28 protein-coding genes, 1 tRNA gene and 1 riboswitch are annotated in these 25545 nt (G+C 69.9%); of the genes, 8 read left to right on the top strand and 21 right to left on the bottom strand.

From position 1 onward, the window contains the following. Positions 1 to 11 precede the first annotated feature (11 nt). The 6 genes from ACWENQ_RS01530 to ACWENQ_RS01505 all read right to left on the bottom strand — a co-directional run bounded on the left by ACWENQ_RS01530 (position 12) and on the right by ACWENQ_RS01505 (position 6353). Entirely contained in the window at positions 12 to 260 is a 249-nt protein-coding gene (locus tag ACWENQ_RS01530) for a 4a-hydroxytetrahydrobiopterin dehydratase (protein WP_354913662.1), read from the bottom strand. Positions 261 to 270: 10 nt separating this feature from the next. Beyond that, positions 271 to 1179 (bottom strand): carbohydrate ABC transporter permease, encoded by a 909-nt coding sequence (locus ACWENQ_RS01525; RefSeq protein ID WP_452412576.1) that lies wholly within the window; start codon positions 1177 to 1179, stop codon positions 271 to 273. 1 nt (position 1180) lies between these two features. Further along, positions 1181 to 2101 (bottom strand): carbohydrate ABC transporter permease, encoded by a 921-nt coding sequence (locus ACWENQ_RS01520; RefSeq protein WP_354913666.1) that lies wholly within the window; start codon positions 2099 to 2101, stop codon positions 1181 to 1183. Positions 2102 to 2156: 55 nt separating this feature from the next. Further along, positions 2157 to 3605: an N-acetylglucosamine/diacetylchitobiose ABC transporter substrate-binding protein gene (ngcE, locus tag ACWENQ_RS01515; protein WP_449917411.1), complete on the bottom strand. Its 1449-nt coding sequence runs from the start codon at positions 3603 to 3605 to the stop codon at positions 2157 to 2159. A gap of 616 nt (positions 3606 to 4221) precedes the next feature. After that, positions 4222 to 5439, bottom strand: a complete 1218-nt coding sequence (locus ACWENQ_RS01510) for an aminotransferase class III-fold pyridoxal phosphate-dependent enzyme (protein ID WP_354913670.1) — start codon at positions 5437 to 5439, stop codon at positions 4222 to 4224. Next, entirely contained in the window at positions 5436 to 6353 is a 918-nt protein-coding gene (locus tag ACWENQ_RS01505; protein ID WP_452412575.1) for a carbohydrate kinase family protein, read from the bottom strand. Before ACWENQ_RS01505 ends, ACWENQ_RS01510 begins: the two co-directional genes overlap by 4 nt. Before the next feature lie 48 nt (positions 6354 to 6401). On the opposite strand from ACWENQ_RS01505, the gene ACWENQ_RS01500 reads away from it, so the two are divergent. Together ACWENQ_RS01500 and ACWENQ_RS01495 are read left to right on the top strand one after the other, a co-directional pair. Then, the gene (locus tag ACWENQ_RS01500) at positions 6402 to 6986 is read left to right on the top strand and encodes a TetR/AcrR family transcriptional regulator (protein ID WP_452412574.1); all 585 of its coding nucleotides are present in this window, start codon (positions 6402 to 6404) and stop codon (positions 6984 to 6986) included. Continuing rightward, the gene (locus ACWENQ_RS01495) at positions 6983 to 7633 is read left to right on the top strand and encodes a class II aldolase/adducin family protein (RefSeq protein ID WP_452412573.1); all 651 of its coding nucleotides are present in this window, start codon (positions 6983 to 6985) and stop codon (positions 7631 to 7633) included. The genes ACWENQ_RS01500 and ACWENQ_RS01495 overlap by 4 nt, the downstream gene beginning before the upstream one ends. A gap of 107 nt (positions 7634 to 7740) precedes the next feature. Here ACWENQ_RS01495 and ACWENQ_RS01490 read toward each other — a convergent pair whose 3' ends face one another. After that, complete coding sequence (locus tag ACWENQ_RS01490; protein WP_452412572.1) at positions 7741 to 9315, bottom strand: DUF885 domain-containing protein; 1575 nt, start codon at positions 9313 to 9315, stop codon at positions 7741 to 7743. A gap of 22 nt (positions 9316 to 9337) precedes the next feature. On the opposite strand from ACWENQ_RS01490, the gene ACWENQ_RS01485 reads away from it, so the two are divergent. After that, complete coding sequence (locus tag ACWENQ_RS01485; protein WP_449917422.1) at positions 9338 to 10546, top strand: DUF4032 domain-containing protein; 1209 nt, start codon at positions 9338 to 9340, stop codon at positions 10544 to 10546. A gap of 82 nt (positions 10547 to 10628) precedes the next feature. Here ACWENQ_RS01485 and ACWENQ_RS01480 read toward each other — a convergent pair whose 3' ends face one another. Beyond that, entirely contained in the window at positions 10629 to 11234 is a 606-nt protein-coding gene (locus tag ACWENQ_RS01480) for an NAD(P)-dependent oxidoreductase (RefSeq protein WP_452412571.1), read from the bottom strand. A 54-nt stretch (positions 11235 to 11288) separates the two neighbouring features. On the opposite strand from ACWENQ_RS01480, the gene ACWENQ_RS01475 reads away from it, so the two are divergent. Both ACWENQ_RS01475 and ACWENQ_RS01470 read left to right on the top strand, forming a co-directional pair. Continuing rightward, positions 11289 to 11648 (top strand): winged helix-turn-helix transcriptional regulator, encoded by a 360-nt coding sequence (locus ACWENQ_RS01475; protein WP_354913683.1) that lies wholly within the window; start codon positions 11289 to 11291, stop codon positions 11646 to 11648. Between the two features lie 94 nt (positions 11649 to 11742). Continuing rightward, complete coding sequence (locus ACWENQ_RS01470) at positions 11743 to 12501, top strand: hypothetical protein (RefSeq protein WP_452412570.1); 759 nt, start codon at positions 11743 to 11745, stop codon at positions 12499 to 12501. Here ACWENQ_RS01470 and ACWENQ_RS01465 read toward each other — a convergent pair. The 7 genes from ACWENQ_RS01465 to ACWENQ_RS01435 form a co-directional block, all read right to left on the bottom strand. Further along, a complete protein-coding gene (locus ACWENQ_RS01465) occupies positions 12458 to 13330 on the bottom strand; it encodes an alpha/beta hydrolase (protein ID WP_449917429.1) in 873 nt (290 codons plus the stop codon). The genes ACWENQ_RS01470 and ACWENQ_RS01465 overlap by 44 nt on opposite strands. A 45-nt stretch (positions 13331 to 13375) precedes the next feature. Continuing rightward, complete coding sequence (locus ACWENQ_RS01460) at positions 13376 to 14245, bottom strand: hypothetical protein (RefSeq protein WP_452412569.1); 870 nt, start codon at positions 14243 to 14245, stop codon at positions 13376 to 13378. Between the two features lie 160 nt (positions 14246 to 14405). Next, positions 14406 to 14540, bottom strand: a riboswitch (cyclic di-AMP (ydaO/yuaA leader). A 325-nt stretch (positions 14541 to 14865) separates the two neighbouring features. Then, positions 14866 to 15237 (bottom strand): hypothetical protein, encoded by a 372-nt coding sequence (locus tag ACWENQ_RS01455; protein WP_449917434.1) that lies wholly within the window; start codon positions 15235 to 15237, stop codon positions 14866 to 14868. A 24-nt stretch (positions 15238 to 15261) separates the two neighbouring features. Further along, positions 15262 to 15633: a roadblock/LC7 domain-containing protein gene (locus ACWENQ_RS01450; protein ID WP_354913693.1), complete on the bottom strand. Its 372-nt coding sequence runs from the start codon at positions 15631 to 15633 to the stop codon at positions 15262 to 15264. A gap of 29 nt (positions 15634 to 15662) precedes the next feature. Continuing rightward, entirely contained in the window at positions 15663 to 16466 is an 804-nt protein-coding gene (locus tag ACWENQ_RS01445; RefSeq protein ID WP_452412568.1) for a hypothetical protein, read from the bottom strand. A gap of 1 nt (position 16467) precedes the next feature. After that, complete coding sequence (locus ACWENQ_RS01440) at positions 16468 to 16842, bottom strand: roadblock/LC7 domain-containing protein (RefSeq protein WP_449917440.1); 375 nt, start codon at positions 16840 to 16842, stop codon at positions 16468 to 16470. A 263-nt stretch (positions 16843 to 17105) separates the two neighbouring features. Beyond that, positions 17106 to 17309, bottom strand: coding sequence for a DUF5302 domain-containing protein (locus ACWENQ_RS01435; RefSeq protein ID WP_354913699.1), 204 nt, complete (start codon positions 17307 to 17309; stop codon positions 17106 to 17108). Between the two features lie 78 nt (positions 17310 to 17387). Between ACWENQ_RS01435 and ACWENQ_RS01430 the strand changes: the two genes are divergently transcribed. Then, complete coding sequence (locus ACWENQ_RS01430) at positions 17388 to 17972, top strand: DUF1707 SHOCT-like domain-containing protein (protein ID WP_449917443.1); 585 nt, start codon at positions 17388 to 17390, stop codon at positions 17970 to 17972. 233 nt (positions 17973 to 18205) lie between these two features. On the opposite strand, the gene ACWENQ_RS01425 is transcribed toward ACWENQ_RS01430, so the two are convergent. From ACWENQ_RS01425 to ACWENQ_RS01405, 5 genes are all read right to left on the bottom strand, one after another. After that, positions 18206 to 18655, bottom strand: coding sequence for a PIN-like domain-containing protein (locus ACWENQ_RS01425; RefSeq protein ID WP_449917445.1), 450 nt, complete (start codon positions 18653 to 18655; stop codon positions 18206 to 18208). Continuing rightward, a complete protein-coding gene (locus ACWENQ_RS01420; protein WP_452412567.1) occupies positions 18636 to 19271 on the bottom strand; it encodes a DUF433 domain-containing protein in 636 nt (211 codons plus the stop codon). The genes ACWENQ_RS01425 and ACWENQ_RS01420 overlap by 20 nt, the downstream gene beginning before the upstream one ends. An 880-nt stretch (positions 19272 to 20151) precedes the next feature. After that, positions 20152 to 20225, bottom strand: a tRNA-Lys gene (locus ACWENQ_RS01415). Positions 20226 to 20266: 41 nt separating this feature from the next. Next, positions 20267 to 20827, bottom strand: a complete 561-nt coding sequence (locus ACWENQ_RS01410) for a class F sortase (RefSeq protein ID WP_452412566.1) — start codon at positions 20825 to 20827, stop codon at positions 20267 to 20269. A gap of 1022 nt (positions 20828 to 21849) precedes the next feature. Further along, positions 21850 to 22341, bottom strand: coding sequence for a hypothetical protein (locus ACWENQ_RS01405; protein ID WP_354913712.1), 492 nt, complete (start codon positions 22339 to 22341; stop codon positions 21850 to 21852). A gap of 219 nt (positions 22342 to 22560) precedes the next feature. Between ACWENQ_RS01405 and ACWENQ_RS01400 the strand changes: the two genes are divergently transcribed. Both ACWENQ_RS01400 and ACWENQ_RS01395 read left to right on the top strand, forming a co-directional pair. Then, a complete protein-coding gene (locus ACWENQ_RS01400) occupies positions 22561 to 23391 on the top strand; it encodes an AAA family ATPase (RefSeq protein ID WP_452412565.1) in 831 nt (276 codons plus the stop codon). Next, a complete protein-coding gene (locus ACWENQ_RS01395) occupies positions 23388 to 24728 on the top strand; it encodes a vWA domain-containing protein (RefSeq protein WP_452412564.1) in 1341 nt (446 codons plus the stop codon). Before ACWENQ_RS01400 ends, ACWENQ_RS01395 begins: the two co-directional genes overlap by 4 nt. On the opposite strand, the gene ACWENQ_RS01390 is transcribed toward ACWENQ_RS01395, so the two are convergent. After that, positions 24709 to 25482 (bottom strand): nuclease-related domain-containing protein, encoded by a 774-nt coding sequence (locus ACWENQ_RS01390; protein ID WP_452412563.1) that lies wholly within the window; start codon positions 25480 to 25482, stop codon positions 24709 to 24711. The genes ACWENQ_RS01395 and ACWENQ_RS01390 overlap by 20 nt on opposite strands. Positions 25483 to 25545: the final 63 nt, after the last annotated feature.

Genomic DNA, 25545 nt, shown 5'->3' with positions numbered 1-25545 from the left:
TAGTCGTACGCTTACGCGCCGTGTTCGCGAGCGATGTCGTCGATGATGGCCGCCAGAGTATGGTCGAGTTCGGTGAGATGGCCCGCGTCGTGCGTGGTCAGCGCGAGATGCAGGGTCCGCCAGCGGATGTCGATGTCGGGGTGGTGGTTGAGTTCCTCGGCCTTGACCGCGATCGCGTCGACGATGCGGATGGCCGTGGGGAAGTCCGGCGCGACGATGCTGCGCCGGAGCACCTCCCCCTCTTGCTTCCAGTCGCTCATACGGGCCACGTTACTTCAGGGCGCCCGCCCCGAGCCCCGACTGGATCTGGCGCTGGAAGATGATGTAGATCACCAGGACCGGGATGATCGCCAGGTTCAGGGCGGCGAACAGGGCGGGCCAGTCGGCCTCGTAGCCCGCGATGGTGGAGATGTCCGCGATCCCCTGCGTGATGACCCACTTCTCCTTGTCGCCCGGCACCAGCGCCAGCGGCAGCAGGTACTGGTTCCACTGGCCCAGCACGTTGAAGATCGTGATGCTGACGATGCCCGGCCTGGCCATCGGCAGCATGACCTGGAAGAACGTGCGGGTGTGCGAGGCGCCGTCGATCCGCGCGGCCTCGGCGACGGCCTCGGGCAGCGTCCTGAAGAACGCCGCGAGGAAGAAGACCGTGAAGGGCAGCGAGTAGGCGATGTAGACGATGACCAGGCCGACGTGCGAGTCGAGCAGGCCGAACTGCTTGACGATGAAGAACAGCGGGCCGATGGCAAGGAACACGGGGAAGGCCATGCCCGCCACGAACAGCAGGTAGATCAGGCGCCGGCCGGGGAAGGTGTAGCGGGCCAGGACGTAGGCGGCCATGGAGCCGAACAGCATGGTGCCCGCCGTACCGAAGAACACCACGATGGCGGTGTTGATCATGTAGGTGCCGACGCGGGCCTTGTCCCACGCCCGCGCCCAGTTGTCCCAGCGCACCGCGCCGGGGAGCTGGAGCGCGTCGCCGAAGATCTCGGTGTTGTTCTTGAAGGCCGCCAGGAACGTCCACAGCAGCGGCAGGACGATCAGCAGGGCCCAGATGGCGAGCGCGAGGTGCGAAAGCCCGCTGAAGACGTTGCGCCCGCCGCGGACGGCCTGGCGAGCAGACGTCGAGGGGCGGGCCTGCGACGAGCGCATCGGCTCCTGCACGGTCTTGTTCGGCATGTCAGAGCTCGATCTTCTCGCGCCTGGAGACGCGCAGGGTCAGCACCGCGAAGGTGATGGTCAGGAAGAACAGCGCGACGCCCATCGCGGAGGCGTAGCCGACCTTGTTGTAGGAGAAGGCGGTCTTGTAGATCTCCACGGGAAGCACGGTGGTGGCGCCGTCAGGGCCGCCCGCGTCCACCGACAGCACCTGGACGAGCGCGAAGCAGTCGAACGCGGCGATCCCGAGATAGACCCAGCCGACCTGGATGGTGTCGCGCAGCAGCGGCAGCGTGATGGAGAAGAACAGCCGCAGGCGGCCGGCCCCGTCGAGCGCGGCGGCCTCGAAGTAGTCCTTCGGGATGGCCGCCATGCCGGCGGAGAACAGCACCACGTAGAAGCCGACCGCCTGCCAGATCATCACCGCCAGCAGGGACCAGAGGGCCAGGCTGGGCTCGGTGAGCCAGCCGACGGGGTCGACGCCCATCTTGATCAACGCGCCGTTGACGACGCCGCTCTCGTCCGGCCGGTAGATCGCCTTCCAGAGCACGCCGACGACGGCGACCGCGAGGACCTGGGGGGCGAAGAAGACCACCTTGTAGAAGGTCGACCCCCACACCCCCCTCATGCCCGCCCCGCGCGACCCGCCGCCCAGGTTGATCAGGAAGGCGAACAGCAGCGCGAGGGCGATCGTCACGAGCGGCAGCACGAGCAGGATCACCGCGTGGTTGCGTATCGCCTGCCAGAAGATCTCGTCGTCGAACAGCCGGCCGAAGTTGGCCAGGCCGATGTAGGCCGGGTTCCGCTGGTAGCCGTTCCAGTTCGTCAGCGAGAGCTGGAACGCCTGGATGTACGGACTGATCACGAAGACCAGGTAGAGGGCCAGGGGGACGACGAGGAACCCGGCGACGAACCCGTACTTGCGCAACCGCTCCGTGTTCATTGGCCGCCCACCGCTCCTCTCTCGCCACGTCGGGTTCGCTCCGTGCCCATGAGTCCTAGACGTTCCTCGTCTGCTTCGCGATGGAGGAGTCGGCCTTGACCGCGTCGGCCTTCTTCTGGACCCGGTCCAGGTACTCGTCGACGGTCAGCCGACCGGCCATCAGCGTGTTCTGCTGCTGCCAGGCGTAGTCGAACAGCTGCTTGTACCAGCCCTCGAAGCGCGCGTCGGTGATGATGTCCTGGCCCGCGGCGTCCTGCGCCTTCGCCGCGCTGACCAGGCCGGGGGTCAGGTCGAGGCCCTCCGCGGCGCCGTTGACGACGGTGAGGTTCTTGGTCTTCTCGGTGAAGCCCCTCGCGCCTTCCTTGGAGAGCATGAGGCGGAAGTACTCCAGGCCGCCCTGCGGGTTCTTGCCCTTGGCGGCGACGACGAAGTTCTCGCCCACGCCGACCTGGATCGCCCCGTAGGGCATCTTGTCGGAGGCGGTCACGCTTGGAAAGGGCGCGATGGCGTACTCGAAGGTCTTGGGCTTGTCCTTGGCCATCTCGTTCTCGAGCCAGGAGCCGCACGGGTAGAACAGCACCTTGTGCTGCAGGTGCTTGATCTGCGTCTGGGTGTGGTCGAGGCCCAGGTAGGCCTTGTCGCCGTAGGCCGTCTGGATCTCCAGCCACGCGGTGACCGACGCCTTGACCGCCGGGGACTTCCACGCGTTGTCGACGAGGTTGTCTATGTCGATGATGACCTGGTTCCCGCCGATCTTGGCGGCGGTGTAGAGCATGTTCCAGAGCTGGTAGTACGGACCCTTCTGGCCCGGGTAGGCGAACAGGACGATGCCTTCCTTCTTCGCCGTCTCGCCGAGCGCCTTGAACTCCTCCCAGGTGGTCGGCAGCGTCCAGCCCTTCTCGGCGAAGAGCTTGGCGTCGTACCAGAGGGCGCGGTGCGACACCGTGTAGTTCAGCACCAGGTCCTGGCCGTTGAGCTTGGCGTTCTCGATGGCCGCGGGGGTGATGGTGTCGCGGACCTTCTTGTTCGGGTCGTCGACCGACGGGGCGTCCCACAGCGCGGTCAGGTCGGCCAGATGTCCCTCCGCGGCGAGGGCGGCCAGGTCGAGCGCCTCGGGTCCGGAGTTGTTGACCACGTCGGGCACCTCGCCGCTGAGGAAGCGGGGACGCAGCTGGGTGCCGATGTTCTGGGTGCCGACGTGCTTGATCTGGGCGCCGGCGTGCGCCTTGACGTAGAGGCCCTCGTGGATGTCCTTGGCGTAGGAGTCGCCGTAACCGCCGCTGAAGATGACCACTTCGAGAGGCTTCTTGGCGTCCACGCCCAGCGGGTTGGCGGCCGACACCAGGTTGGAGGCGGCCGCGCTCGCACCGGCCGACGCGGCGGGCTCGGCGCCGCCGCCGGTCGCGCAGGCGGACAGGAGGCCCGCGCCGGGGCCTGCGGCGAGAGCGGTGATGCCGATCCGGCGCAGGAGCTGGCGCCTGGTGATCTCTCCCGGGTGGGTCATGAGGTCTCCCGTGGATCAATTAGGAAAGTTTCCTAAACGTTTGCCTGAAGGTACGGACGGCCGGCGACCTGGGTCAAGACCTCGAGACGCAGCTGTGACCTTGAGAGGCCACACCGTGATTTCCGGGGGCGGCGCAGCATCCGCGATCGAGGGCGTACGGCAGGGCGGCGGGGTTGCCAGCATCCTCGACAACGGCATGGACGGCAAGGGTGTCGGGACGATCTTCGACAGCCGGCCAGGCCTCTTGTGGGCCGGCCCAACCGCCCGCCAGGGAAGCCGGGCGGAATGGGCATCGAGCCGAAGCCGGTCACCGGAGGCGCCCGTCCTGGGACACCGGCCCGACGGGCAGCCACCGGGGCGGACGGCGCGTGCTCAAGAGCGGTGCACGAAGGGGCCCGTGCGGTGGCGACCTGCGGGGTCCTTTCGGGCGCGGCCTGGCGACGCCCCAGAAGCGAAAGGTCGCGCGGGGTGCGGGGGCGGGGGTGCGCGTTACCCGGTGCGGCTTGCGCGGGGGCGGGGGTGCGGCGTGCGGGTTGCATGGGGGGTGCGCGCGGGGCGGCGGTGCGGGTGGCGGGTTGCGCGGGGCGGCCGGGGAGGGCCGCCCCGCGCCGGGTCGTCAGCCGCCGAAGTGGGCGCGGGTCTCGGCGAAGGCCCGGTCGGTGCCCTCCAGGGCGCGGGCCACGTCGGCCTCGGTGTGGGCCGCCGACATGAACCAGTTGTGCCACGGGTGCAGGTAGACGCCGTTGCGCAGGCAGGCGTCGCTCCAGTGCACCGCCACCGACAGGTCGGCGTCGCCCTCGAAGCTCAGCCACGGGATGGTCACAGGCCCGGTCTGGTTGACGGTGAAGCCGTGGGCGCCGGCCTGGGCGTACAGGCCCTCGCGCAGCAGGGTCCCCGACGTGACCATGGTCGCGATGCCGTCGGTGTCGCGCAACGTCTCGATCGTCGCCTTCGCGGCGGCCATCGCGACCGCCGAGAACCAGAACGAGCCGGTGGAGTACAGCGTCTGGGCGGGCCCGCGCAGCGCGTCGGTGCCGGTGACGGCGGCGATCGGGTAGCCGTTGCCCATGGCCTTCGACCAGGCCGTCAGGTCGGGGCGGACGCCGTACTGCTCCCACGAGCCGCGCAGGTCGATGCGGAAGCCGGCCCGCACGTCGTCGATGACCAGGGCGGCGCCGAGGCGGTCGGCGAGGGCGCGGGCGCCGCGGGCGAAGGCGGGCTCGACGAGTTCCTGGTCCTCGAAGGAGTCGTGCTTGAACGGGGTGACGATGATCGCGGCCACGTCACCGTCGACGGTGGCGGCGGCGGCCTCCAGCGACTCCAGCGAGTTGTAGGTGAACTCGACCAGGTCGGCCCGCTCGTTGGGCGTCGTGCCGGCGGGCGAGGGCGTGCACCAGGGGTCGGCGCCGTGGTAGGCGCCGTGCGCCATCAGCACCTTGGTACGGCCGGTCGCCGCGCGGGCCACCATGAGCGCCTGGGTGGTGGCGTCGGTGCCGTTCTTGGAGAACATCGCCCAGTCGGCGCTCGGGATGGTGTCGACGAGCAGTTCGGCCAGCTCGACCATGACGGGGCCGGGGCCGTTGAGGCAGTCGCCGAGGGCGAGCTGGCGGGCGGCGGCCGACTCGACGGCGGGATGCCGGTGGCCCAGCACGACCGGGCCCCACGAGCACATGAGGTCGACGTACTCGCGGCCGTCCACGTCCCACTGCCGGCAGCCTTCGGCGCGGGCGAAGAACTGGGGGTAGCCGGGGGCGAAGATGGCGGCGTTGAGGTGGCCGTACATGCCGCCGGGGATGACCTGCTGGGCGCGCTTGCGCAGCTCGGCGTCCTTCACGACAGTCCTTTCAGGGTCGAGTCGAGGTCGGTGAGCCCGGCGTCGGAGCCGAGGCCGGTGGCGACGCGGGCGGCGGCGGCCGTGCCCCAGCGGGCGGCGGTGGGGACGTCCTGGCCGTGCAGGAGGCCGGTGAGGAATCCGGCGCAGTAGGCGTCGCCGCATCCCGTGGTGTCGCTGACCTCCACGGGCAGGGCAGGGACGCGGGTCGCGCCGTCGGCGGTGACGACCAGGCTGCCCTCCGCCCCGAGCGTCACCAGCACGCCGGTGGCCCCGTCGGCCAGGAGCGCCGCGGCGGCGGCCTCGACGGTGCCGGCGCCGGTCATGGCGAGGGTCTGGGCGGCGTTGGGCAGCACGTAGTCGACGTGCGGCACGAACGCCCGCGCCATGGCCAGCAGGTCGGGCAGCTCGGACAGCAGGTCCATGGTGACGACGGTGCCGCCCTGCCGCAGCTCGTCGAGGAGGGCGAAGAAGGCGGGCTCGCCCAGCGCGAAGGTGACGTCCATGCCGCCCAGGTGGACGGCCCTCGCGCGGCGCAGCACCTCGAGGTCGAGGTCGGCGAGGGTGACGCTCAGGTTGGCGCCCGGCACGTGGAAGCTGGGCCGGCCGCCGTCCGGCCTGATGGGCAGGATGGAGGCGGCGGTCTGCTCCCCCGTACGGCGGGCGAGCCCCGACACGTCCACGCCGTGCCTCGCCATGATCATGAGGAGGAAGTCGCCCAGCTCGTCGTCGCCGATCGCGCCCATGGAGGTGACCTCGTTGCCGAGCTTCACCAGGTCGACGGCGGTGCCGGCGGCCGAGCCCGCGGCCGTGAGACGGATCTGGTCGACCAGGACGGTGTCCTGCCCGGCGGGGATGGCCTCGACCGGCCGGGTCAGGACGTCCACGATGTGCACACCGACGGTCACAACGGTCATGGCCGGTAGTAGACAGACGTCCGACTAAAAAGTCAATATGCTGGAGGCATGCCGAAGATCGTTGACCACGACGAGCGCCGCCGCGAGGTGCTGTCCGCCGCGAGCACCGTCATCGTGCGCGACGGGATCGACGCCGCCACCAGCCGCGCCATCGCGAAGGAGGCGGGGCTGTCCAACGGCGTGCTCGGCCACTACTTCACCGACAAGGACGAGATCCTGCTGTCGGCGCTGCGCCACTCGCACCAGCGCATCCGCGAGCGCATCACCCGCCGGGTCGAGGGCCTGACCGGCCTGGCGGCGCTGCGCGAGGTGCTGCTGGACAACCTGCCCCTCGACGACGAGCGCGACCAGGAGACGCGGCTCGAGATCAGCTTCTGGAGCCGGAGCCTGGCGGTGGACCGGCTGGCCGAGGTGCAGCGCGCCGAGGCGGCCGAGCTGCGCGCCGCCGTACGGCTTCTGCTGGAACAGGCGCGCGATGAGGGTGAGATCGGCGCGGACGGCGACCTCGACGTGGCCGCGGAGCGGCTGCTGGCCCTGGTCGACGGGCTGAGCCTGCGGGCGCTGCTCTACCCTGATCAACTGGGCCGGGCCGAGATGGAGCGCATCATGATCACGACGCTGGAGGCATTGTGAGCGCCGTCGACCTCCTCAGGCGGGAGATCTGCGAGTACGGCAGGCGAGCCGTCGAGCTCGGCCTGGTGCTCGGCACGTCGGGCAACCTGAGCGCCCGCGACGGCGATCTGGTGGCGGTCACCCCCGCGGGTGCCGCGCTCGACCGGCTGACCCCGGAGATGTGCCCGGTCGTGGACGTCGAGGGTCACCTGGTGGAGGGTGACCAGCAGCCGTCGTCCGAGACGCCCATGCATCTGGCGATCTACGACTCGACCGCGGCGCGGGCCGTCGTGCACACGCACTCGGTGTTCGGGACCGTGGTGGCGACCACGATGACCGAGCTGCCGCCCGTCCACTACAACGCGCTGCTGCTGGGCGGCGCGGTGAAGGTCGCCGAGTACGCCACCTACGGCACGCCCGAGCTGGCCGCCAACATCAGGGCCGCGATGGAGGGCAGGCAGGCGGCGCTGATGGCCAACCACGGAGGGGTGACCATCGGCGCCACGATGGAGCAGGCCTTCGAGGCGGCCCGGCTGCTGGAGTGGCTGTGCGAGGTCTACGTGCGCGGGCTGTCGGTCGGCAAGCCCGTGGTGCTCACCGACGAGCAGCTCGCGGCGGTGGTCGAGCGCTCGCTCAACCCCCCGACGTTCCCGCGCCGCCCTCGCTGACGGGAGCGGCGGTCACGGGCCGCGCTCACCGGCACGGACGGCGGTCCCGCGCCGCCCTCGCCGACGGGAGCGGCGGTCACGGGCTCGCCGTGACCGCCGCCGTCGCCTCACGCCCGTCCGAGCGCGGCCTTCTCCGCCAGTCCGAGCGGCAGGCTGCCCGAGCCCGCGATCCGGTCGTGGAACTCCTTCAGCGAGCCGGTGAACGCGCCACTGATCCGGTCGATCTCCAGCGCGCCCGTCAGGTAGGAGGGCGCCTGCGTGGGCCAGGCGCAGTAGCGGTTGACCTCGCCCTTGGCCGTCTCGGGCGAGAGCGAGGAGTTGGCCAGCATGTACGCCTCGGCGTCGGCGATCGACATGTCCTCGCAGTGGAGGGCGGTGTCGACGACCATGCGGGCGGCGCGGAAGATGCGCGCGTCGAGGAAGCCCAGCTCGGTGGCCGGGGTGTCGAAGTACCCCTGCTCACTGATCATCTTCTCGACGTAGAGGCCCCAGCCCTCGTTGAAGTAGGGCGTGCTGAACACCTTGCGGATGGTCCTGGGGTTGCCCGCCTTGTGCGCCAGGTGCCAGTGGTGTCCCGGGTAGGCCTCGTGCACGGAGATCGCGGGCATCTGGAAGCGGCTGTTGGTGCGCAGGCGCTGCCGTACCTGCTCGTCGGTGAAGCCGTCGGGGGTGTAGGGCACGAAGAAGTAGCCGCGCCGCGAGCTGGTCAGCGGCGGCGGCGCGATGTAGTGGGCGACGGACAGGATCGGCCTGTTGTACTCCGCCGAGGGCAGTACCAGGCACTCCTCGCCTTCGGGGAAGGTGACGAGATCGCGCTCGCGCACGAACTCCCTGGCCCTCTGGGTCTCCGCCTCGTACTCGGCGCGCATGGCCTCCAGGGTCGGCGGGTGGTCGTCGGCGAGGATCGCCAGCGCGGCGCGCCAGTCGGCGGAACCGTCGAACCTGCGCGCCGCCTCCTGCATCTGGCCGTCCAGCAGCGCGACCTGCTGCCTGCCGCGCTCGTGCAGCCCCGCGGCGCCGTACCCGAGCAGCTCCTTCTCGGTCAGCAGCGTGGAGTAGAGCTTCTCCCCCATGCGCCAGGTGCCGCCCGCGGTGAAGTTCTCCAGGAAGGTGACGAAGGCGTCGAAGGCGTCGGCGGCGGGCTCGGCCGCCGCGAGGAACCTGGCGCGCGCCGCCTCGTCGGCGATCATCGCGGGGATGGTGCGGGTGACCAGCCCCCTGGCCGTGCGCGCCTGGCCGAGGGCGCGCTGCACCTGCAGGTCGGAGGCCAGGTCGGGGTCGAGGTTGGTACGGCAGGCCGCCAGCACGCCCGGCACCTCGCCGAGCTGCGCCACCGCGGCCTCGACCAGCTCGTGCTCGGGCTTGAGCGCGCGCTGGAACGGCACGAACAGCGAGGAGAAGATCCCGCCGAGGTAGGCGGTGGGGTCGCGGCGCCACCACGGCCAGGTGGCCAGCGCCAGCTCGCCGCGCAGGTGGGAGGCGGCCAGGTCGCGGTCGATCTCGTCGTCGAGCGTGGGGGTCTCCCACGTCGCGAGCCGTTCGAGCCACGCCGCCTGCTCGCGCTCGTAGGCGAGCAGGCCCTGCTCGGTGTAGTCGCCGAGCGTCCGGTCGTGGCCCTCGGCGCCGAGAAGGGTGGCGGAGACGGGGTTACGGTTGAAGTACCAGGTCAGAAACTCGTCCACGCTCGCACCATATCCTGGTCAAATGCCGCTACAGATCACCGGCGCCCTCGGCGACCCCGACCTCATCAGACTCCCGTGGGAGCTGCCGCTCGCGGAGTGGCCCGCCCGTCACCTGGTGGACCTGCCGCGCGGCATCTCCCGCCATGTCGTGCGCTTCGCCCGGCTGGGCGGGAAGGTGTACGCGATCAAGGAGATCAGCGAGCGGTACGCCAAGCGGGAGTACAGGCTGCTGTGGGACCTGGCCAGGCTCGACGCTCCGGCCGTCGAGCCCGTGGCGTACGTCACGGGCAGGGATGAGGGGCTCGATTCCGCGCTCATCACCCGGCACCTGCAGTTCTCGCTGCCCTACCGGGCCGTCATGTCGGGGACGCTGCGCCCCGACACGCTCACCAGGCTGCTCGACGCGCTGGCCGTGCTGCTGGTGCGGCTGCACCTCAACGGCTTCTACTGGGGCGACTGCTCGCTGTCGAACACGCTGTTCCGCAGGGACGCGGGCGCCTTCGCCGCCTACCTGGTCGACGCGGAGACCGGCGAGATGCACCCGATGATCAGCGAGGGGCAGCGGCTACAGGACATCGAGGTCGCCTACACCAATCTGTTCGGCGAGATGCTCGACCTGGAGGCGGGCGGGTTGCTGCACCCGTCGATCGACCCGTACGACACCGCCGAGCAGATCACCTCGCGCTACCACCGGCTCTGGGAGGAGATCACACAGGACGAGATCATCGAGGAGGTCGACTGGCACAAGGTGGAGAACCGCATCCGCCGGCTCAACCTGCTCGGCTTCGACGTGGCCGAAATGATGGTGCGCCGCAAGGTCGGCACCGGGCGGCTGATCGTCCGGCCCAAGGTCGTGGACGCCGGTCACCACCAGCGCAGGCTGCTGCGCCTGACCGGGCTCGACACCGAGGAGAACCAGGCCCGGCGGCTGCTGAACGATCTCGACGGCTTCCGCGTGGCCAAGGGCCTGCGCCACGAGGACGAGGCGATCGTGGCCCACAGGTGGCTGGCCGAGGTCTTCCAGCCGACGATAGAGGCCATTCCCGACGAGTTGCGGCGCAAGCTGGAGCCCGCGCAGCTCTTCCACGAGGTGCTCGACCACCGCTGGTTCCTGTCGGAGAAGGCCGGGAGCGACATGGGGCTCCCGGCCGCCGTCCGTTCGTACGTCGAGACCGTCCTGGTCCACAAGCCCGACGAGAAGGCGTTGCTGCCCGACGAGCCTCAGTACTGATGAGAAACGTGGCCATCAGACTGCCGAGCCGCTCTTTTCGCAGGTCAGCGCCGTATCGGCAGTCCAGCGGCCACGTTTTTCATCAGTAGGCGACGGTGAACCTGCGCCGCACGTGCTCGGCCTTCTCGATCTCGTCGGCGACGGCCACGGCGTAGTCCTCAGCGCTGATGACGCTGTTGCCCTGCTCGTCGGCGAGCAGCCGGTCGCCGCCGAGGCGGAAGGTGCCGGTGCGCTCCCCCGGCTGGATGATCGCGGCGGGGGCGACGTAGGTCCAGTCGAGGTCGGTGACCTCCCGGTAGAGCCCGAGCGCGGCCCGCTGGGACAGCGCCTCCTTCTTGTAGATCTGCGGGAAGTCGGGCGTGTCGACGAGATCGAGGCCGGGCGCCACCTCGAGGCCGCCGGCGCCGCCCACGGTGATCAGGCGCCGGACGCCGGCCTCGCGGACACCGTCGATCAGGGCCCTGGTGGCGGCGAGGAAGGGCGCCTCGGGCTCGGTGCCGTCGCGCGGCGGGGCGATCGCCGAGATCACCACGTCGTGGCCGGCGGCGAGCTCGGCCGCCTGCGTGACGTTGCCCTTGACCGGGCCCGACCTGCTCACTCCGGTGACGTCGTGGCCGCGGTTGACGAGTTCGGTGACGATGCGCTGACCGATCATGCCGGTGGCGCCGAAAACCAGGATCTTCTTCATGACATCGATAGTATCCATTGGATACTGGTTACTTCATCGTGCTATAGGTACCTTATGGATACTGGCGACGCCTTCGACCCCAACTGCCCGACCCGACTGGTCCTCGACCGCATCGGCGACAAGTGGTCGGTCCTCGTCCTGCTGAGCCTGTCCCGCGGGCCGATGCGCTTCACCGAGCTGCGCGATCGCATCGGCGGCGTCACCCCGAAGGTGCTGACCCAGACACTGCGGGCCATGGAGTACGACGGGCTGCTGACCAGGAAGGTCTACGCCGAGGTGCCGCCCAGGGTGGAGTACACGCTCACCGACCTGGGCCACTCGCTGCACCAGCCGCTCGCCGAGGTCACCCGCTGGGCGGAGAGGAACGTCCACCTCATCCTCAACAGCAGGGAGGCAGCCGATCACGCGGTGTGATCCTTACTCCCCGGAGAAAACTTTCTCCGCCCGGGATGAAGATATCCACCACCGGTCTCTTCCCGTACGGCCCGCGCCTTCATAGCCTGACTCGGTGCGTCCGCTGGAAAGCCTCCTCACCGGGCTGGCGGGGGTGTGCTCGTCCGGCGCCCTGCGCGTGGGCGGCTCCGGGGTGGTCTACCTGCTCGAGGGCAAGGTGACCTACATGGAGAGCGCCGAGACGCCCGGCATCGAGGAGCTGCTCACCGGCGGCGGGCGGGTGAGCCCGGCCGACGTGGACCGGGCGGTGACCCGGCGCGAGGGCGGCGAGCCGCTGTTCGGCGAAGGCCTGCTGAGCCGCGACGAACTGGCCGAGCAGCTGCGCAGGGCGGTGCTCGACGCCGCGCTCGTGCTCTTCGGCACCGACGCCGCCCGGCCCACCTTCCAGCCGAGCGAGCGCCACTGGCTGGGCCCGCACTGGCACTTCGAGGTCGACGAGCTCATCGCCGAATGCGTCCGCAGGAGCACCCGGCTGGACGAGGTCTGGCCGTCGGACGAGCTCGACGCCGCGCCCGTGGTCCCGGTCTCCCGCCTGCCGGGCGATCGCGTCACGCTGAGCGCCCGGCAGTGGGAGGTGCTGGTCCACGCCGACGGCACCGCGACACCGCTGCAACTGGCCAGGCGGCTGGACGCCACGGCCTACACGGTGCTGCTCGCCGTACGGGAACTGGCGGCGGCCGACCTGCTCGTCAAGCCCAGGAGGGCGCCCGCGCTGCCCAAGCGGGTCCCCGCGCCGCCCGGCACCGAGATGCGGCACGAACCGGCGGACCTCAGCCTGCTGCGGCGGCTGCGGAGCGCGCTTGAAGATCTGTGATCGCGTCCATGACCTGCTCCCACAGCGGGCGGGGCAGGTCGTGGCCCATGCCCTCGAAGGTCATCAGCCGCGCGCCGGGGATCGCGGCGGCGGTGGCCCGGCCGCCGGAGACCTGGACCAGCGGGTCGGCCTCGCCGTGGACCACCAGGGTGGGCACCCGCACGCCCGCCAATCCCTCGCTACGGTCGCCTGAGGCGAGGATGGCGGCCAGTTGCCTGGTGGTCCCGGCGGGATCGTGGTCGCGGTCGAAGGCCAGGCCCGCCAGCCGGGCGACGCGCTCGCGGTCGAGGGGGTAGCCGGGCGAACCGATCACCGACCAGACCTCCAGGGCCCGCTCGATCGCGCCCTGCCGGTCGGCGGCGGGCGGGCCGAACAGCGCGGCCATCGCCTCGGGGGTGGGCGGCCCGGCCTCGGGGCTGGGCGTCGACATGATGGAGGTCAGCGTCAGCACCCTGCCGGGGTGCCCGATGGCGAGCGCCTGGGCGATCATGCCGCCCATCGAGATGCCCACCACGTGCGCGGCGGGCCAGCCGAGCGCGTCCATCAGGCCCGCCGCGTCGCCGGCCATGTCGCTCAGCAGGTACGGCGCCGCCGCGCCGGGGGTGAGGTCGGGCACGCCCGCCTCGCGGAAGTGGGTGGAGAGCCCCACGTCGCGGTTGTCGAAGCGGACGACGTGGTGGCCCCTCCTGGAGAGCAGTTCGCAGAACTCGTCGTCCCAGTGGACGAGCTGGGAGCCGAGCCCCATGATCAGCAGAAGGGGCCTGTCTTGGGGGTCACCGATGGGGTCGTAGGCGATGTCGATGCCGTTGGCGCGCGCCATGAGCGTCATGCGAAGCAGAATCTCATTCTGTTTCGCATGACGACAAGAGGGAGATCAGCGGGAGACGACCTTGCGCAGGTGGTCGCGGCCCAGGTAGCCGACGCCGCCGACGATCGCGAGACCGCCGATGAGGGCCAGCGCGGTGCCGGTGTGGCTGTCGTCCTCGGTCGCGCTCCGGGCGGCGGTGGTGCGCACCGGGCCGTCGAAGGAGGCGGGCCTGACCGACGCGGCGGCGGCCGTCGTCCCCTTGGACTCCTGCTCGTCCGCCTCACGGGCGGCGACCAGCTCGGCCTTCTTGGCGGCCTGCGCCTTCTTGGCGGCCTCGGCCTTCTTCTTCTCGGCCAGGGCCAGGTAGTCGACCGGCGGCTTGGCCGGGTTGTGGTCCATACGACCCCACGCGCCGGTGGAGAAGGCGACGGGGTGGTTCTTCTTGCCCACGCCGTCACCCCACTTGGTGATGACGTACTGGACCTTGATGTGGCCCTGACCGCCGTTGCCGTTCACCATCAGCGTGTCGGAGTTGAACTCGCCGCCGGTGAGGTAGGCGAAGGTCTTGGCGTCGAGGTCGAGCATGACGCCGCTGCTGGAGGGCACGCCAGGACCACGGTCACCCACGAAGAAGGGGGCCTTCTTACCCTTGTAGACGACGTAGCCTTCGGTCATGAGGGGCCAGCTCGGGCTGGCTGCCAGGCCCTTGCGCATCGGGATGCCGCTCGCGGGCAGGCCGGTGTCGCCGGCGCGGCCGGAGGAGTCGTCCCAGAAGTAGGAGGCGGTGGTGCCTCCCTGGAGGAGGGTCCGCTGCTGGGTGGTCCGGGCGAGGTCGGGCTCCGTGGGCTCGGCGAGAGCGGCGGCGGCGCCGGAACCGACGGCGAGGGCGGTGGTGACGAGCAGGGCGGAAGCGCGCATGCCAAAGCGGCGGGTCATGAAAGTCCTTTGTGCGAGGGATAGGAAATCCGCGCTCACATGAAGATCAGGCAAAGGCGTAGCCGGGCATGGGCCTAGCAGTCGCTACGCGAAAAGACAGAGCGCGAAAGGAAGCGGGGGGGAAGCGCCGCTCAGTTCGGGGGGCTGTCGTACAAGGGTGGTGTCCTCTCCATCTCGCCTACCGGGTTAGCTGACGGGTTCGGGCGTGGAGATGCCCTACCGGCACGAGGCCGGATTCACCCCAAAGAGATGGGTCCCCGGTTCCCGCAGTCGCGGGATTCGGCGCCGACCGGCCGACTCTTCCCTGGTGAAGAGCACGGTCACCGCTCGGTAACGCAAAGGACTCTATGGGCAAATCACCCCAAAGGCAAAAGCAAACCCATGAATCGGAAAGAGGATCTACCCTTTATCGTCACGATTCAGCAGGCGCGGAGAGCGCGGAAACCCCTGAAAAACAACGGGTTGCGCGGGCGCGGCAGGAAAGCCGATCAAGGGGATAAAAATCATGAAATCGGCAGCGGCGCCGGGGTAAAGCCGGAGTACACACGGCTGAAGAAGGCGCGGGCCGGTCGTACGGCACGCCCCGTGCCCGCCGCGCCGCGGACACGGGGCGTGGTCCGTCAGACCTCGAGCTTCTCCTCGATGCCGCGCAGCTGGTGGCGCGCCAGCGCCAGGTTCGCCCTGGTGCGGTCCAGCGCCAGGTAAAGGAAGAGTCCCTTGCCGCCCCTGCCGGTCATCGGCCTGATGATGTGGTACTGACCGGTCAGCGTGATGAGGATGTCCTCGATGACCTCCTTGAGGCCGAGCGACTCCATCGTGCGCATCTTCGCCTTGACGACCTCGGTGTTGCCCGCGGCGGCCACCTGCAGGTCCAGGTCCTTGGAGCCGCCGAGGGCGCCGAGCGCCATGCCGCTGCCGTAGTCGACCACGACGGCCCCGAGCGCGCCGTCGATCGCCATCATCTCCTTGAGCGAGACGTCCATGCTGGCCATGCGTTTCCTCCGTGTGAATGCGAGTCACTTTCGCGATGCGATGGCGGCGACGCTCGCCGCCGTCTTGCGACCCTCCAGCCGCAGCAGCCCGAGATTGGTGCCGGGCTCGGCCAGGACTGTGAGGACGATCGTGGGGCCGGCCGTGTAGAAGGCGGCGAAGCCCGCGCTGCCCGAGATGAGGGTCTCCTCCAGGGCACCCTTGCCGGCCATGACGGCCATGCGTCTGCTGAGGGCCAGCAGCGCCGCCGACAGCGCGGCGGTCTGCTCGACGTTGCCGCCCGTCAGGTCGCTGGCGATGGTCAGCCCGTCCACGCTGCAGGCGATGCTTCCGCTGACGTCGGGCGTACGCTCGCGCAACAGGATCATCTCCTTCAGCACCTCGTCCCGCAGCTCCACCGGTGGCCTCCTTCTGAGTGAGGGGAACCTCACGACAGCTCCTCCAGCGCCTTCTTCAGCCGCAACAGCAGGTTCACGTCGGTCGGGTCCGCGGTCACCACGGGCCCCAGGGGCAGAGCAGGAGCGTCGGGGTCGTGGCGCGGCCCGGCCTCCGGAACCCGGTCGACCCGTCGCGGCAGCGGCGGCGCCGTACCCTCCGGACGGGTGAGCAGCCCCGCCGCCGCCAGCCGCCGTACGGCCAGCAGCGTCGCGTAGCCGGGCCGGCCGAGCCTCATGGCCAGCTCCAGGGGGGTGGCCGCGCGGTCGGCGTGGACGAGGATCTCCCACTGCAGGTCGCTCAGCACGACACGGTGGCCCGGCGGCCGCCTGACCGGCGCGACCGGGGCGGTGTCCACGTCCGCCGACGGCCAGACGCGCTCCAGCTGGGCCCGCCTCCTGCCGCACTCGCGGACGATCTCCTCGACCTCGAAGAACCAGTGGGAGCCGAGCCAGTGCCGCTCCCCGGGCCGGAACTTGGGCCTGGTCCCGGTGACCGGCAGGAGGAAGTACGCCGCGTCGAGGACCGCGCCGAGCACGCAGTGCTGCAGCTCGCCCTTGGTGAGCATGCCGTAGTCGACCAGGCGCGCGCCGCCCTCGCGCTGGGCCCTGCGCAGGGCGGGCGCCGAGACCCTGCCGCTGGCCATCAGCACGTCCTCGGCCCTCGGCGTGTCCGCGCACTCCATGTAGGTGACCCGGCCGGCGTCCATGAAGATCGCGCCGGCCCGCCCCACCCGCAGGGCGCCCGTCGAGCGTTCTCTCGCCAGCCCGGCGAGCAGCGTGTCCAGTGCCGGCATGTCACGAGGTCAACTGTCCTGAGATGGCCTGCAGGCGGTAGCGGGCCAGCGCGAGGTTGGCCCGCTCCTTGTCCAGCCGCACGTAGATGACCAGCGGGCCCTCGAACGGCGTCACCACGTGGCGCACGAGATGGTGGCCCTTGTCGGTGGTGACGAGCATCTCGTCGATCCGGATCGTTCCATCGGGGGAGGTCTGGGCGAGCCCGTCCGTGGTGTGGCGCAGTGCCTCGCTCAGCGCCGCCGCGGAGCGCTCGGCGTCCAGGCCCTCGCTCCCGTTCGCGACCACCGCCATGCCGCTCGTGTGCTCGACCACCATCGCGTCGAGCGCTCCGGGTATGGCCATGACCTCGGCCAGGCAGTCATCGAGTCCCAGCACGAGACCTCCCTCACCGTCGCGCTGACCGGGACAGCGTAGGAGGCGGAGGAGCCCCCAAAAAGACGGAGAAGACGGCGGTTATGGATATTTATAGCTAGAGGAGCGAAAAAGCTCTCCAGAGTGGCAAGGCTATTCCGCCAGGCGCTATTGAGAATGTTTCTCACATTCTCCCACCAGCCGCATCTCCGCAGCTCAGCGCCACAATGCGGGAAAAAGAAGGGAGGGTACGGCAGGTGCCGTACCCTCCCTTCGACGTCGTGGCGTCAGCCGCCGCTCTTACGACGGAAGGTCCGCTTGTTCGAGGCGGGACCGTGGGCACCGTGAATCTTCGAGGGGCCTTTCCCCTGCCCGCCCGCGACCGAGTCTGCGTGCGCGTTGTTCTTGCGCTCGAGCGCCTCGCGGAACTTCCGCTTCAGCTCATCCTCGGGAGCCTCGATCGGCTCGGGTTCCGCCGGTGTTTCAGCCATCAGGACCTCCTGGTCTTGGGGACACTGACAGCTTCGCACGACCCCGCGCACCACGTGAAACCGGTCTACGCTTTACCCATGAGCAGCCCCCTGCCCGACCGTGGCCCCCAGGACATGCGCGCCGCCGACCTCGACCGCGAACGCACCGCCGAGATCCTCCGCGCCGCCGCGGGAGACGGGCGGCTGGGCATGGAGGAGTTCCACGAGCGCCTCGACCAGGTCTACTCCGCCAAGACCTACGCGGAGCTCGACCTCCTCACCCACGACCTGCCCACCCCCGTCCACTCCCCCGCCGCCTCGACGGCGCCGGGCAAGGAGAGCGGGGTGGCGATCGCCGTCATGGGCGGATACCACCGCAAAGGCATCTGGCGGGCGCCCCGGCTGTTCACCACGGTGGCCTTCTGGGGCGGCGGCAAGATCGACCTGCGCGAGGCCGTGCTGACCGGCGGGGAGATCACGATCAGGGCGTTCGCCGTGATGGGCGGGGTCGAGATCGTCGTGCCCGACGACGCCGACGTCGACGTGACCGGCATCGGCATCATGGGCGGCTTCGACCACGCCGCCAGCGGCGCCGGAGCACCGGGCGCGCCGCGGATCAGGGTCACCGGGTTCGCGTTCTGGGGCGGCGTCGACGTCCGCCGCAAGCGCCGCAAGCAGCGATAGCCACCGCCCTCAACCCGGTCACCGCAAGTCACCGACCAGTGCCGCGAGGAGCCGCTCCTCCATCACAGCCCGCCCGGCAGCCGTCATGCCACAAGCGCGTCACGCCACCTGCTTCTCCGCTCAAGCCACGACCCTCCGTCACCGAAGTCCGCGTCGTTCGATCGGAGGGCTCCCCGTTGCTTCGCGTGGAGCGATCCGGCCCGAGATCCGGGACGCCTGGCGGTCCGCTCAGACTACAGAGACATAGGCCAGAACCTGGGCGGATTCATCGCAGGGTCGATCGTCTGAAGCCGACTCGCCACCGTGGGATCGACTCCTCGCAACGTGATCAAGCGCGGTCCGCCGGCCTCTTCCAGCAACGCCAGCGCACTCGGCAACCCCGCGGTGACCGTCGCGATCGCGACGCCCATCCCGAGCAGCCCCGGGTGCTTGTGCGGGTATTCGATCCGGTGCAGGCCAGAGGCCGCGATCGCGGCCACTTCCCGAGGTCGCTGCATCTGACGGCCGTCATTGGTGACAACAACATGGAACCCCTCGGCCGCGGCGCGCGGATACAGAGTCTCATCCCGCGTACCCGACCAACCTGGAAGATCCAGTAGATGGACAATGTGGTGGTTCAGCACGAAGCTGGTCAGAACCTGTTGCAAGGGACGGGGGACGTTCTCATCCAGCAGCAGCCTCACGCTGCTCCCTGGGGGGTTCGTAACTGTCGACGTAGTCGGCGAAATCGGCCGCATCCAAGGCCGCGGTGGCCGACACGCTCGGGTAGTAGTCCGCGATCCGCTCGGCCAGAACGCCGTCCCGCAACAGCGCCGCGATCTCGTCGTACGGCACGCGGGTTCCTTCGATCACCGGCATACCGCCGCGGACTGCGGGGTCGACCGTGACGTGCTCCCGGGGACGCAGTAGATCCGGAATGTGCCGTCCATCACGATAGAACGGCCGCAGCACCTCGACCAGTTCATGGATGATGACGTTGGCCTTGCGATGCACCAGGTCGGTGGCCTGCCCCTGCTCGACCAGAAAGATCGTCGACCCGTCGGTCACCAACTGGTAAGCCGACAGATGCTCGCGCTCCTGCAGATCGTCGCGGAGCGTGTCCAACGCTCGGCGGATCCTCTGCAAGGAAGCGTCATTGCGCAGCTTCACACACGTGCGCAAGGCGACCAGGTCCCGAAACGAGTACAGCACCGGCCGTACCGGTGAGATCTCCGGCACCAGCACGGCGCCACGGCCGGAACTGGCCTTACGCCAGTGCGCGAGCTGGCGAAGCGTGGCACCCGACAGCGCCGCCGCCAACTTCGGACTGTAGGACACCAGCCTCACCTCCCTCGACCTGACCCGGCCCCCTTCATCATCGCAAACATCCCCATGATTCACTCACCGTTACCCCATCTTGATCGGAGAGTCGCCCTGCCCGTCACCGGTCACATCCACGGAACTACACCGCGCACGTCGACAGCTACTCATCCGCGTATCTGGGCGGCATCCCGCTCCGTGACCTGTCCATCCGCGACGTGCAGCGCATGTCCGCCACGATCCCGCCACCCGCGCCCACTTCGGCGACCATGCTCACCCGCCTGCACGCCACCCTGCGCGCCGCACTCGACGCCGCCGTCCGTCCGCCGCACCATCGCGCTCGATCACGCCACCGTCACCGCACTACGCCGCCACCGCGACCACCAGCAGGCCGAACTCGCCCTCCTCGGTGAAGACGGCGGTGGCTACGTCTTCAACGCCCAACGCGGCCGCCCGATGACTCCCGACGTCCTGACCCGAACCTTCGGCACGTTGATCGGCCGAAAGCGGACTTCCGCCCATTCGTCTGCATGATCTGCGACATGGAGCCGCCAGTCTCGCGCTTCAGGCTGGCGCAAATTATCCATCCAGGACCGGCTCGGTCATTCCAGCATCGTGCTGATGGCCGATATCTACGTGACGGTCGTTCCGCAGGTCGCCCGTCATACCGCGGACGCCGTGGCCCTGTCTCATCCGCGAGGCTGGACGCCGGCCACCTCGGAACAACCAGACCCGTCGCCAGAGTGTCCTCGTCCGGAAACGGAGACAAGTCGCAGGCCGACGGAAGAAGGGGAAGCTTCTGCTCGCTGATGCGCTCATTCTGGCCCCAACGCAAATCTGGCCCGGCCTCCGTGTGGAGGCCGGGCCAGATTTTCAGCTGTGCGCCGCCAGGGACTCGAACCCCGGACCCGCTGATTAAGAGTCAGCTGCTCTAACCAACTGAGCTAGCGGCGCCTGCGGGAAGAAACATACCCGACTTCACGACACAGGTCGAATCAGCGGCGGTCCAGCGGTCCGGCCGCCCGCCGCCCGGTGATGAGCTTGGCGAAGACCACCGTGTTGTCGAGGTAGTGCCTCGTGGTGGTGTTGAACGCCCCGGCACAGGTGATCAACCGGAGGGCCGGATGCCCGGGATCGCCGTACACCTCCCGCGCGGGGAACTCGTCCTTCGGATAGGTGGCGACCTTGGTGACGACGAAGCGCAGCCGGCGCCCGTCCTTGCGGGTCACGAAGACGCGTTTGCCGGGGGTGAGCTCGCTGATCCGGTAGAAGACGGCCGGGCCCGTGGTGTTGTCGTAGTGCCCGACCATCACCGCCGCGCCGGGCGCGCCCGGCCTGGGCCCCATCTTGAACCAGCCGACCTTGTCGGAGACGCTGAGCGGCGGGGCGCCGATCCTGCCGTCCTCGTCGACGCCGACCCGCATGACGGCGGCGGCGATGTCGAGGCTGGGGATCTGGAGGTTCAGGGGAGGCGAGTCGATCCCTTTGGCTCCGGTGGGCCCGACAGCCGCCGTCCGGGGTGGCTTGACCGGGAACGGCCTGGCGCGGGCGGGCACCTCCGCCGGAGCGGCCTGGAGACTTCCGGCCCTGCGAGCCTCGGACGTCCCGGCCCGACGGGACTCGGACGTCTCATCCCGGCCAGGTCTGGGGGTCTCGGTCCGACGGGGTGTGGAGGTCTCAGCCCGGCGAGGTTCCGATGTCCCGGCCCGACGGGGCTCGGACGTCTCAGCCCGACGGGGTGCGGAGGTCTCGGCACGGCGGGGCTCCGAGGTCTCGGCACGGCGGGGCTCGGACGTCTCAGCACGGCGGGGTGTGGAGGTTTCGGCACCGCCGGGCCTGGCGCGGTCGGCTCGGACCTGCTGCGGCGGCCTGGGGGTCGTCTCCACTCGCGCCGGCGCGGGCGCGGCAGTGTGGACCTGCTTGACCGGCCGGGAGACCGGCTCGCCTCGTACTGGCGCGGGCGCGACGGCACGGGCCTGCCCGGGCCTCTCAGCCCGGCCCGGCGTGTCGGCCTTTCCCGGGCCTGGTGTGCGGGTCCGGACCGGCTTGGGCGGGCTCGACGGCGCAGGTGGAACCGACGGCTTCGAGCGGGCGACCGGCTTCGGCGGACTGGGCGGCGCAGGCGAAGTCACCGGCTTGGAACGACTGACCGGCTTCGACGGGCTGGGCGGCGCGGGCGGGGTCATGGGCTTGGAGCGGGCGGCCGGCTTGGGCGGGCTCGACGGCGCAGGTGGGTGGGGTGACTGGGGTGGGGTGGGCGCCTTGGGCGGAGACACGTCGGGCGCCTGGCGCGCTCCGGGACGGGCGCGTTCGGAAGTCTCGGGTCCGGTGGGATCGGGGGCCTTGGACGTGCGAGGCCCGGAGGGGTCGGGAGCCTTGGGCGTGCGAGGCCCCGCGGGGTCGGAGGCCTTGGGCGTGCGGGGCCCGGAGGGGTCGGGGGTCTTGGGCGTGCGAGGTCCGGCGGGGTCGGGGGACTCGGCCCTGCCGGTGGCCGCGTTCGCGGGCGCCGGTGTGAGGGTCAGGGCCATGAGGGAGGCCGCCACGCACAGGGCGTGGCGGCCGATTGCGTGACGGATCATCACTTGCGGACGGTCGCCTTGGCCATGCCGCCGCCGCCGGTGTGGGGGCCGGGACCCCAGCCCGGGCCCCAGCCGCCGCAGCGGGGGCCGCCCCACCATCCGCCGCCGCCACCACCGCAGCCGTGGCCGCCCTTGAACCCGTGGCCACCCTTGAAGTCGTGGCCGTCCTTGAACCCGTCGCCCTTGAAGTCGTGGCCGCCCTTGAAGCCGGGGTCACCCTTGAATCCGGGGTTGCCCTTGAAGTCGTGGCCGATCTTGCCGAAGTTTCCCTTGCCGAAGTCGATCTTGCCGAGGCCGCCCTTACGGCCGTTCATCCTGCCGAGGTCGTCGTCGAGGTCCTCGTCGAAGCGCCTGGGACCGAAGTCGTCGTCGGGATCGGCGGCGAGGACCGCGCGGCCGGGCAGGCTCTGCGCCGCGACGGAGGTCGCCATGGAGGCGAGACCGAATCCGGAGAGCAGGATCAGGCCGGTGGCGGCTACTGCGATACGCATCGCTTTTTCCTCTCTGAGTGACTGTGAAGTCGAAGCGGGAAATCCCCTCATGTCGCATCCGCCGAACCGACACAATCCGCTTCTTGCCATGGCCATTACTGCAATAAGGCAGAAGACCGTTTATCGCCATTTCTCTTAACGCCACAGAACCCGTCAATTCGGACTTATTGTTGGCCCCTGCTAGAATAAAGTTCGGCCCCCCGCCCGACAGGAGCATCGATGTTCAACTCGCCCGCCGACGTGAGCGAGCGCCTCGCCGCCGTTGACTACCTCTCCGACGACTCCATCGCCACCTCGGTGTTCCTGGCCGCCGCACTCGGCAAGCCGCTGCTCGCCGAAGGACCGGCGGGGGTCGGCAAGACGCAGCTGGCCAAGGCGGTCGCGAAGGCGACCGGGGCCCGCCTGATCAGGCTGCAGTGCTACGAGGGGCTCGACGAGGCCAGGGCGCTGTACGAGTGGAACTACAAGAAGCAGTTGCTGCGCATCCAGGCGACCAGCTCGGACGACGACATCTTCTCCGAGGAGTTCCTGCTGGAGCGGCCCCTGCTCAAGGCGATCAGGAGCGCCGAGCCGGCCGTCCTGCTGATCGACGAGACGGACAAGGCGGACGTCGAGGTCGAGGGCCTGCTGCTGGAGCTGCTGTCGGACTTCCAGGTGACGATCCCCGAGCTGGGCACGATCGAGGCGACGCTGCGGCCGTTCGTCGTGCTCACCTCCAACGCCACGCGGGAGCTGTCGGAGGCGCTCAAACGGCGCTGCCTCTACCTGCACATCGAGTACCCGACCCCGGAGCGTGAGCGCGACATCGTGCTGTCGCAGGTGCCGACCCTGCCCGCGGACCTGGCCGAACAGCTCGCCAGGACGGTGGCCACGCTGCGGGCGCTCGAGCTGAAGAAGGCCCCCTCGGTCGCCGAGACCGTCGACTGGGCGCGCACGCTGCTGGCGCTCGGCCGTGCGGAGCTCGACGAGGAGACCGTCTCCGGCACGCTCGGCGTGGTGCTCAAGCACGCCTCCGACCAGGCGCGCGCCCGCAAGGAGCTGGGCCTGTGAGCCTGGTGGACCGGCATGTCGGCTTCGTGCACGCGCTGCGCGAAGCGGGGCTGCCCGTGTCGCTGGCGGAGGGTCTCGACGCGGCCAGGGCGCTGCGCGTGATCGACCTGACCGAGCGGGAGTCGCTGCGGGCCGCCTACGCGGCGACGCTGGTCAAGAAGCCCGCCTACCGGCCGGGCTTCGACATGCTGTTCGACCTGTGGTTCCCGTCGTCCACCACCGGGCTGTCCGGTACGGCAGGCAGCCCAGGCGAGCACCCGGCCGACCCGCCCGACGACCCCCGCGAGCGCCTGGCCGAGCTGCTGCACGGTTCGACGGAGGCCGAGATGAGGCAGTTCGCCCGCGCGATGGTCGACCGGTTCGGCCGCCAGCCCGCCGCGGAGGGCAGGCAGAACTGGTTCTCCTACAGCGTCATGCGGGCCCTGTCCCCCGAGACCCTGATCGCGCGCCTGCTGCGGGGTGTCCCGCGGGGCGGCCTGGAGGAGAGGACCGCCAGGCAACGGATCACCACCAATATCAGGCGCTTCGAGGAGGCCGTGGCCGCCGACGTCCGGCGGCGGATCGCCGAGGACTCCGGCATCGAGCGCATCGCCCGCTCCGCCGTACGGCCGCCGGTGGACCAGCTGGACTTCCTGCGGATCACCAGGGCGGACCTGGCCAGGCTGCGCAGAGAGGTGTATCCGCTGGCCCGCCGCCTGGCCACGCGCCTGACGATCAAGCACAGGCACGGCAGGCGCGGGCGGCTCGACTTCCGCAGGACGGTGCGGGCGTCGCTGTCCACGGGCGGCGTGCCCGTGGAGCCGAGGTTCCGGCCGCCGCGCCCGCACAAGCCGGAGCTGGTCATCCTGTGCGACACGAGCGACTCGGTCTCGTCCTTCGCCCATTTCACGCTGCTGCTCACGTATGCGCTGAGGGAGCAGTTCACCAAGGTGCGCGCATTCGGTTTCGTCGACACCGTGGATGAAATCACGCGGTTCTTCACCCCGGGTGGAGATGTGGGCGAGGCACTGACCCGACTCGCAACAGAAGCTCATATGTCGCGGTTCGGCCGGACGAATTATGGGCGGGCATTCGAGGAGTTCGCCGAAAAGGACGCCGTCGGGCCCAGGACCAGCCTGCTGATTCTCGGCGACGCGCGTTCCAATTACCAGCCGCCCGCGCTCGACACGCTGCGCCGGCTGGCCAAGGGCGCCCGGCGCGCGTACTGGCTCAACCCCGAGCCGAGGCGGCAGTGGGACAGCGGCGACTCCCTCGCCACCGCCTACGGCTCGATCGTGCCGATGCGCGAGTGCCGCAACGTCACCCAGCTGGCGGAGTTCATCGAGCGACTGGCCTAGCCAGCTCCCGCGCCGCCGTACGGGCGATCAGCTCGATCTGCTCCTCGGTCAGCACCACCCGGCCCGCCCTCTTGATGACCTTGGCCACCAGCGAGGGCTTGAGCAGCGTGATGCCCTCGCCACTCACGATGCCACCGCGCGGCAGCCGGCCGCAGTGGACGGCGAGCATCGGCTCGATGGACAGCGCGATGCCGGTCTCCCTGCTGAGCAGTGCGGCGAAGGCGTCGGCGGTGTCGACCAGCGGCTTGGCCACGTGGGAGCCGAACTTCTCGCCGAAGAACAGCCGCCCGCCGTAGGCCGCGATGTCGGTGTCGGGCGACCACGCCTCGTTGTCGACGATCCAGGCCCCGGCGGGGCCGATGATCAGATGGTCGATGGAGGCCTGGCCGCGGATGGCCCGGCCCTGCAGGATGCGGTAGCCGGACTTGTTGAGGCCGCGTTTGAGCTTGCGCTGGGTGATCACCTCGCCGCGGCGGCGGCCGCGCCAGACGGAGGTGGCGTTGAAGTTGTACCAGACGATGCCCCAGTCGAGGGCGGCGACGAGACCGGCGAACAGCAGCCCGAAGACGGGGATCCAGGGCAGGTCGAAGCGGAAGGCCAGCCCCAGCCCCGCGACGAACCCGACTGCCGCCTTGATCGCCCTCGACCGTTGCCGGTTCTTGGCGTCCTCGCGCCAGAACTTCTCGTACCACCACTGCGGGGACGAACCTGTGAACTTCTCGTCCTGCTGCACGTAGATCGAGCCACCGGGCACGGCAAACTCCCCGAGTTCAGTAGGTCCACCTTGGATCTGCCACGCCGAAGATCCCTCGCTGGT

This window comes from Nonomuraea sp. NPDC004354 (assembly GCF_053602555.1).
This window is presented reverse-complemented; position numbering and strand designations above follow the sequence as displayed.

What these genes read in the sequence shown, in the direction of transcription:
- ACWENQ_RS01530 (WP_354913662.1), bottom strand. Translation starts at nt 260, where the DNA reads ATGAGCGACTGGAAGCAAGAGGGGGAGGTGCTCCGGCGCAGCATCGTC.
- ACWENQ_RS01525 (WP_452412576.1), bottom strand. Translation starts at nt 1,179, where the DNA reads ATGCCGAACAAGACCGTGCAGGAGCCGATGCGCTCGTCGCAGGCCCGC.
- ACWENQ_RS01520 (WP_354913666.1), bottom strand. Translation starts at nt 2,101, where the DNA reads ATGAACACGGAGCGGTTGCGCAAGTACGGGTTCGTCGCCGGGTTCCTC.
- ngcE (WP_449917411.1), bottom strand. Translation starts at nt 3,605, where the DNA reads ATGACCCACCCGGGAGAGATCACCAGGCGCCAGCTCCTGCGCCGGATC.
- ACWENQ_RS01505 (WP_452412575.1), bottom strand. Translation starts at nt 6,353, where the DNA reads ATGACCGTTGTGACCGTCGGTGTGCACATCGTGGACGTCCTGACCCGG.
- ACWENQ_RS01500 (WP_452412574.1), top strand. Translation starts at nt 6,402, where the DNA reads ATGCCGAAGATCGTTGACCACGACGAGCGCCGCCGCGAGGTGCTGTCC.
- ACWENQ_RS01485 (WP_449917422.1), top strand. Translation starts at nt 9,338, where the DNA reads ATGCCGCTACAGATCACCGGCGCCCTCGGCGACCCCGACCTCATCAGA.
- ACWENQ_RS01480 (WP_452412571.1), bottom strand. Translation starts at nt 11,234, where the DNA reads ATGAAGAAGATCCTGGTTTTCGGCGCCACCGGCATGATCGGTCAGCGC.
- ACWENQ_RS01475 (WP_354913683.1), top strand. Translation starts at nt 11,289, where the DNA reads ATGGATACTGGCGACGCCTTCGACCCCAACTGCCCGACCCGACTGGTC.
- ACWENQ_RS01465 (WP_449917429.1), bottom strand. Translation starts at nt 13,330, where the DNA reads ATGACGCTCATGGCGCGCGCCAACGGCATCGACATCGCCTACGACCCC.
- ACWENQ_RS01460 (WP_452412569.1), bottom strand. Translation starts at nt 14,245, where the DNA reads ATGACCCGCCGCTTTGGCATGCGCGCTTCCGCCCTGCTCGTCACCACC.
- ACWENQ_RS01455 (WP_449917434.1), bottom strand. Translation starts at nt 15,237, where the DNA reads ATGGCCAGCATGGACGTCTCGCTCAAGGAGATGATGGCGATCGACGGC.
- ACWENQ_RS01445 (WP_452412568.1), bottom strand. Translation starts at nt 16,466, where the DNA reads ATGCCGGCACTGGACACGCTGCTCGCCGGGCTGGCGAGAGAACGCTCG.
- ACWENQ_RS01435 (WP_354913699.1), bottom strand. Translation starts at nt 17,309, where the DNA reads ATGGCTGAAACACCGGCGGAACCCGAGCCGATCGAGGCTCCCGAGGAT.
- ACWENQ_RS01430 (WP_449917443.1), top strand. Translation starts at nt 17,388, where the DNA reads ATGAGCAGCCCCCTGCCCGACCGTGGCCCCCAGGACATGCGCGCCGCC.
- ACWENQ_RS01405 (WP_354913712.1), bottom strand. Translation starts at nt 22,341, where the DNA reads ATGCGTATCGCAGTAGCCGCCACCGGCCTGATCCTGCTCTCCGGATTC.
- ACWENQ_RS01400 (WP_452412565.1), top strand. Translation starts at nt 22,561, where the DNA reads ATGTTCAACTCGCCCGCCGACGTGAGCGAGCGCCTCGCCGCCGTTGAC.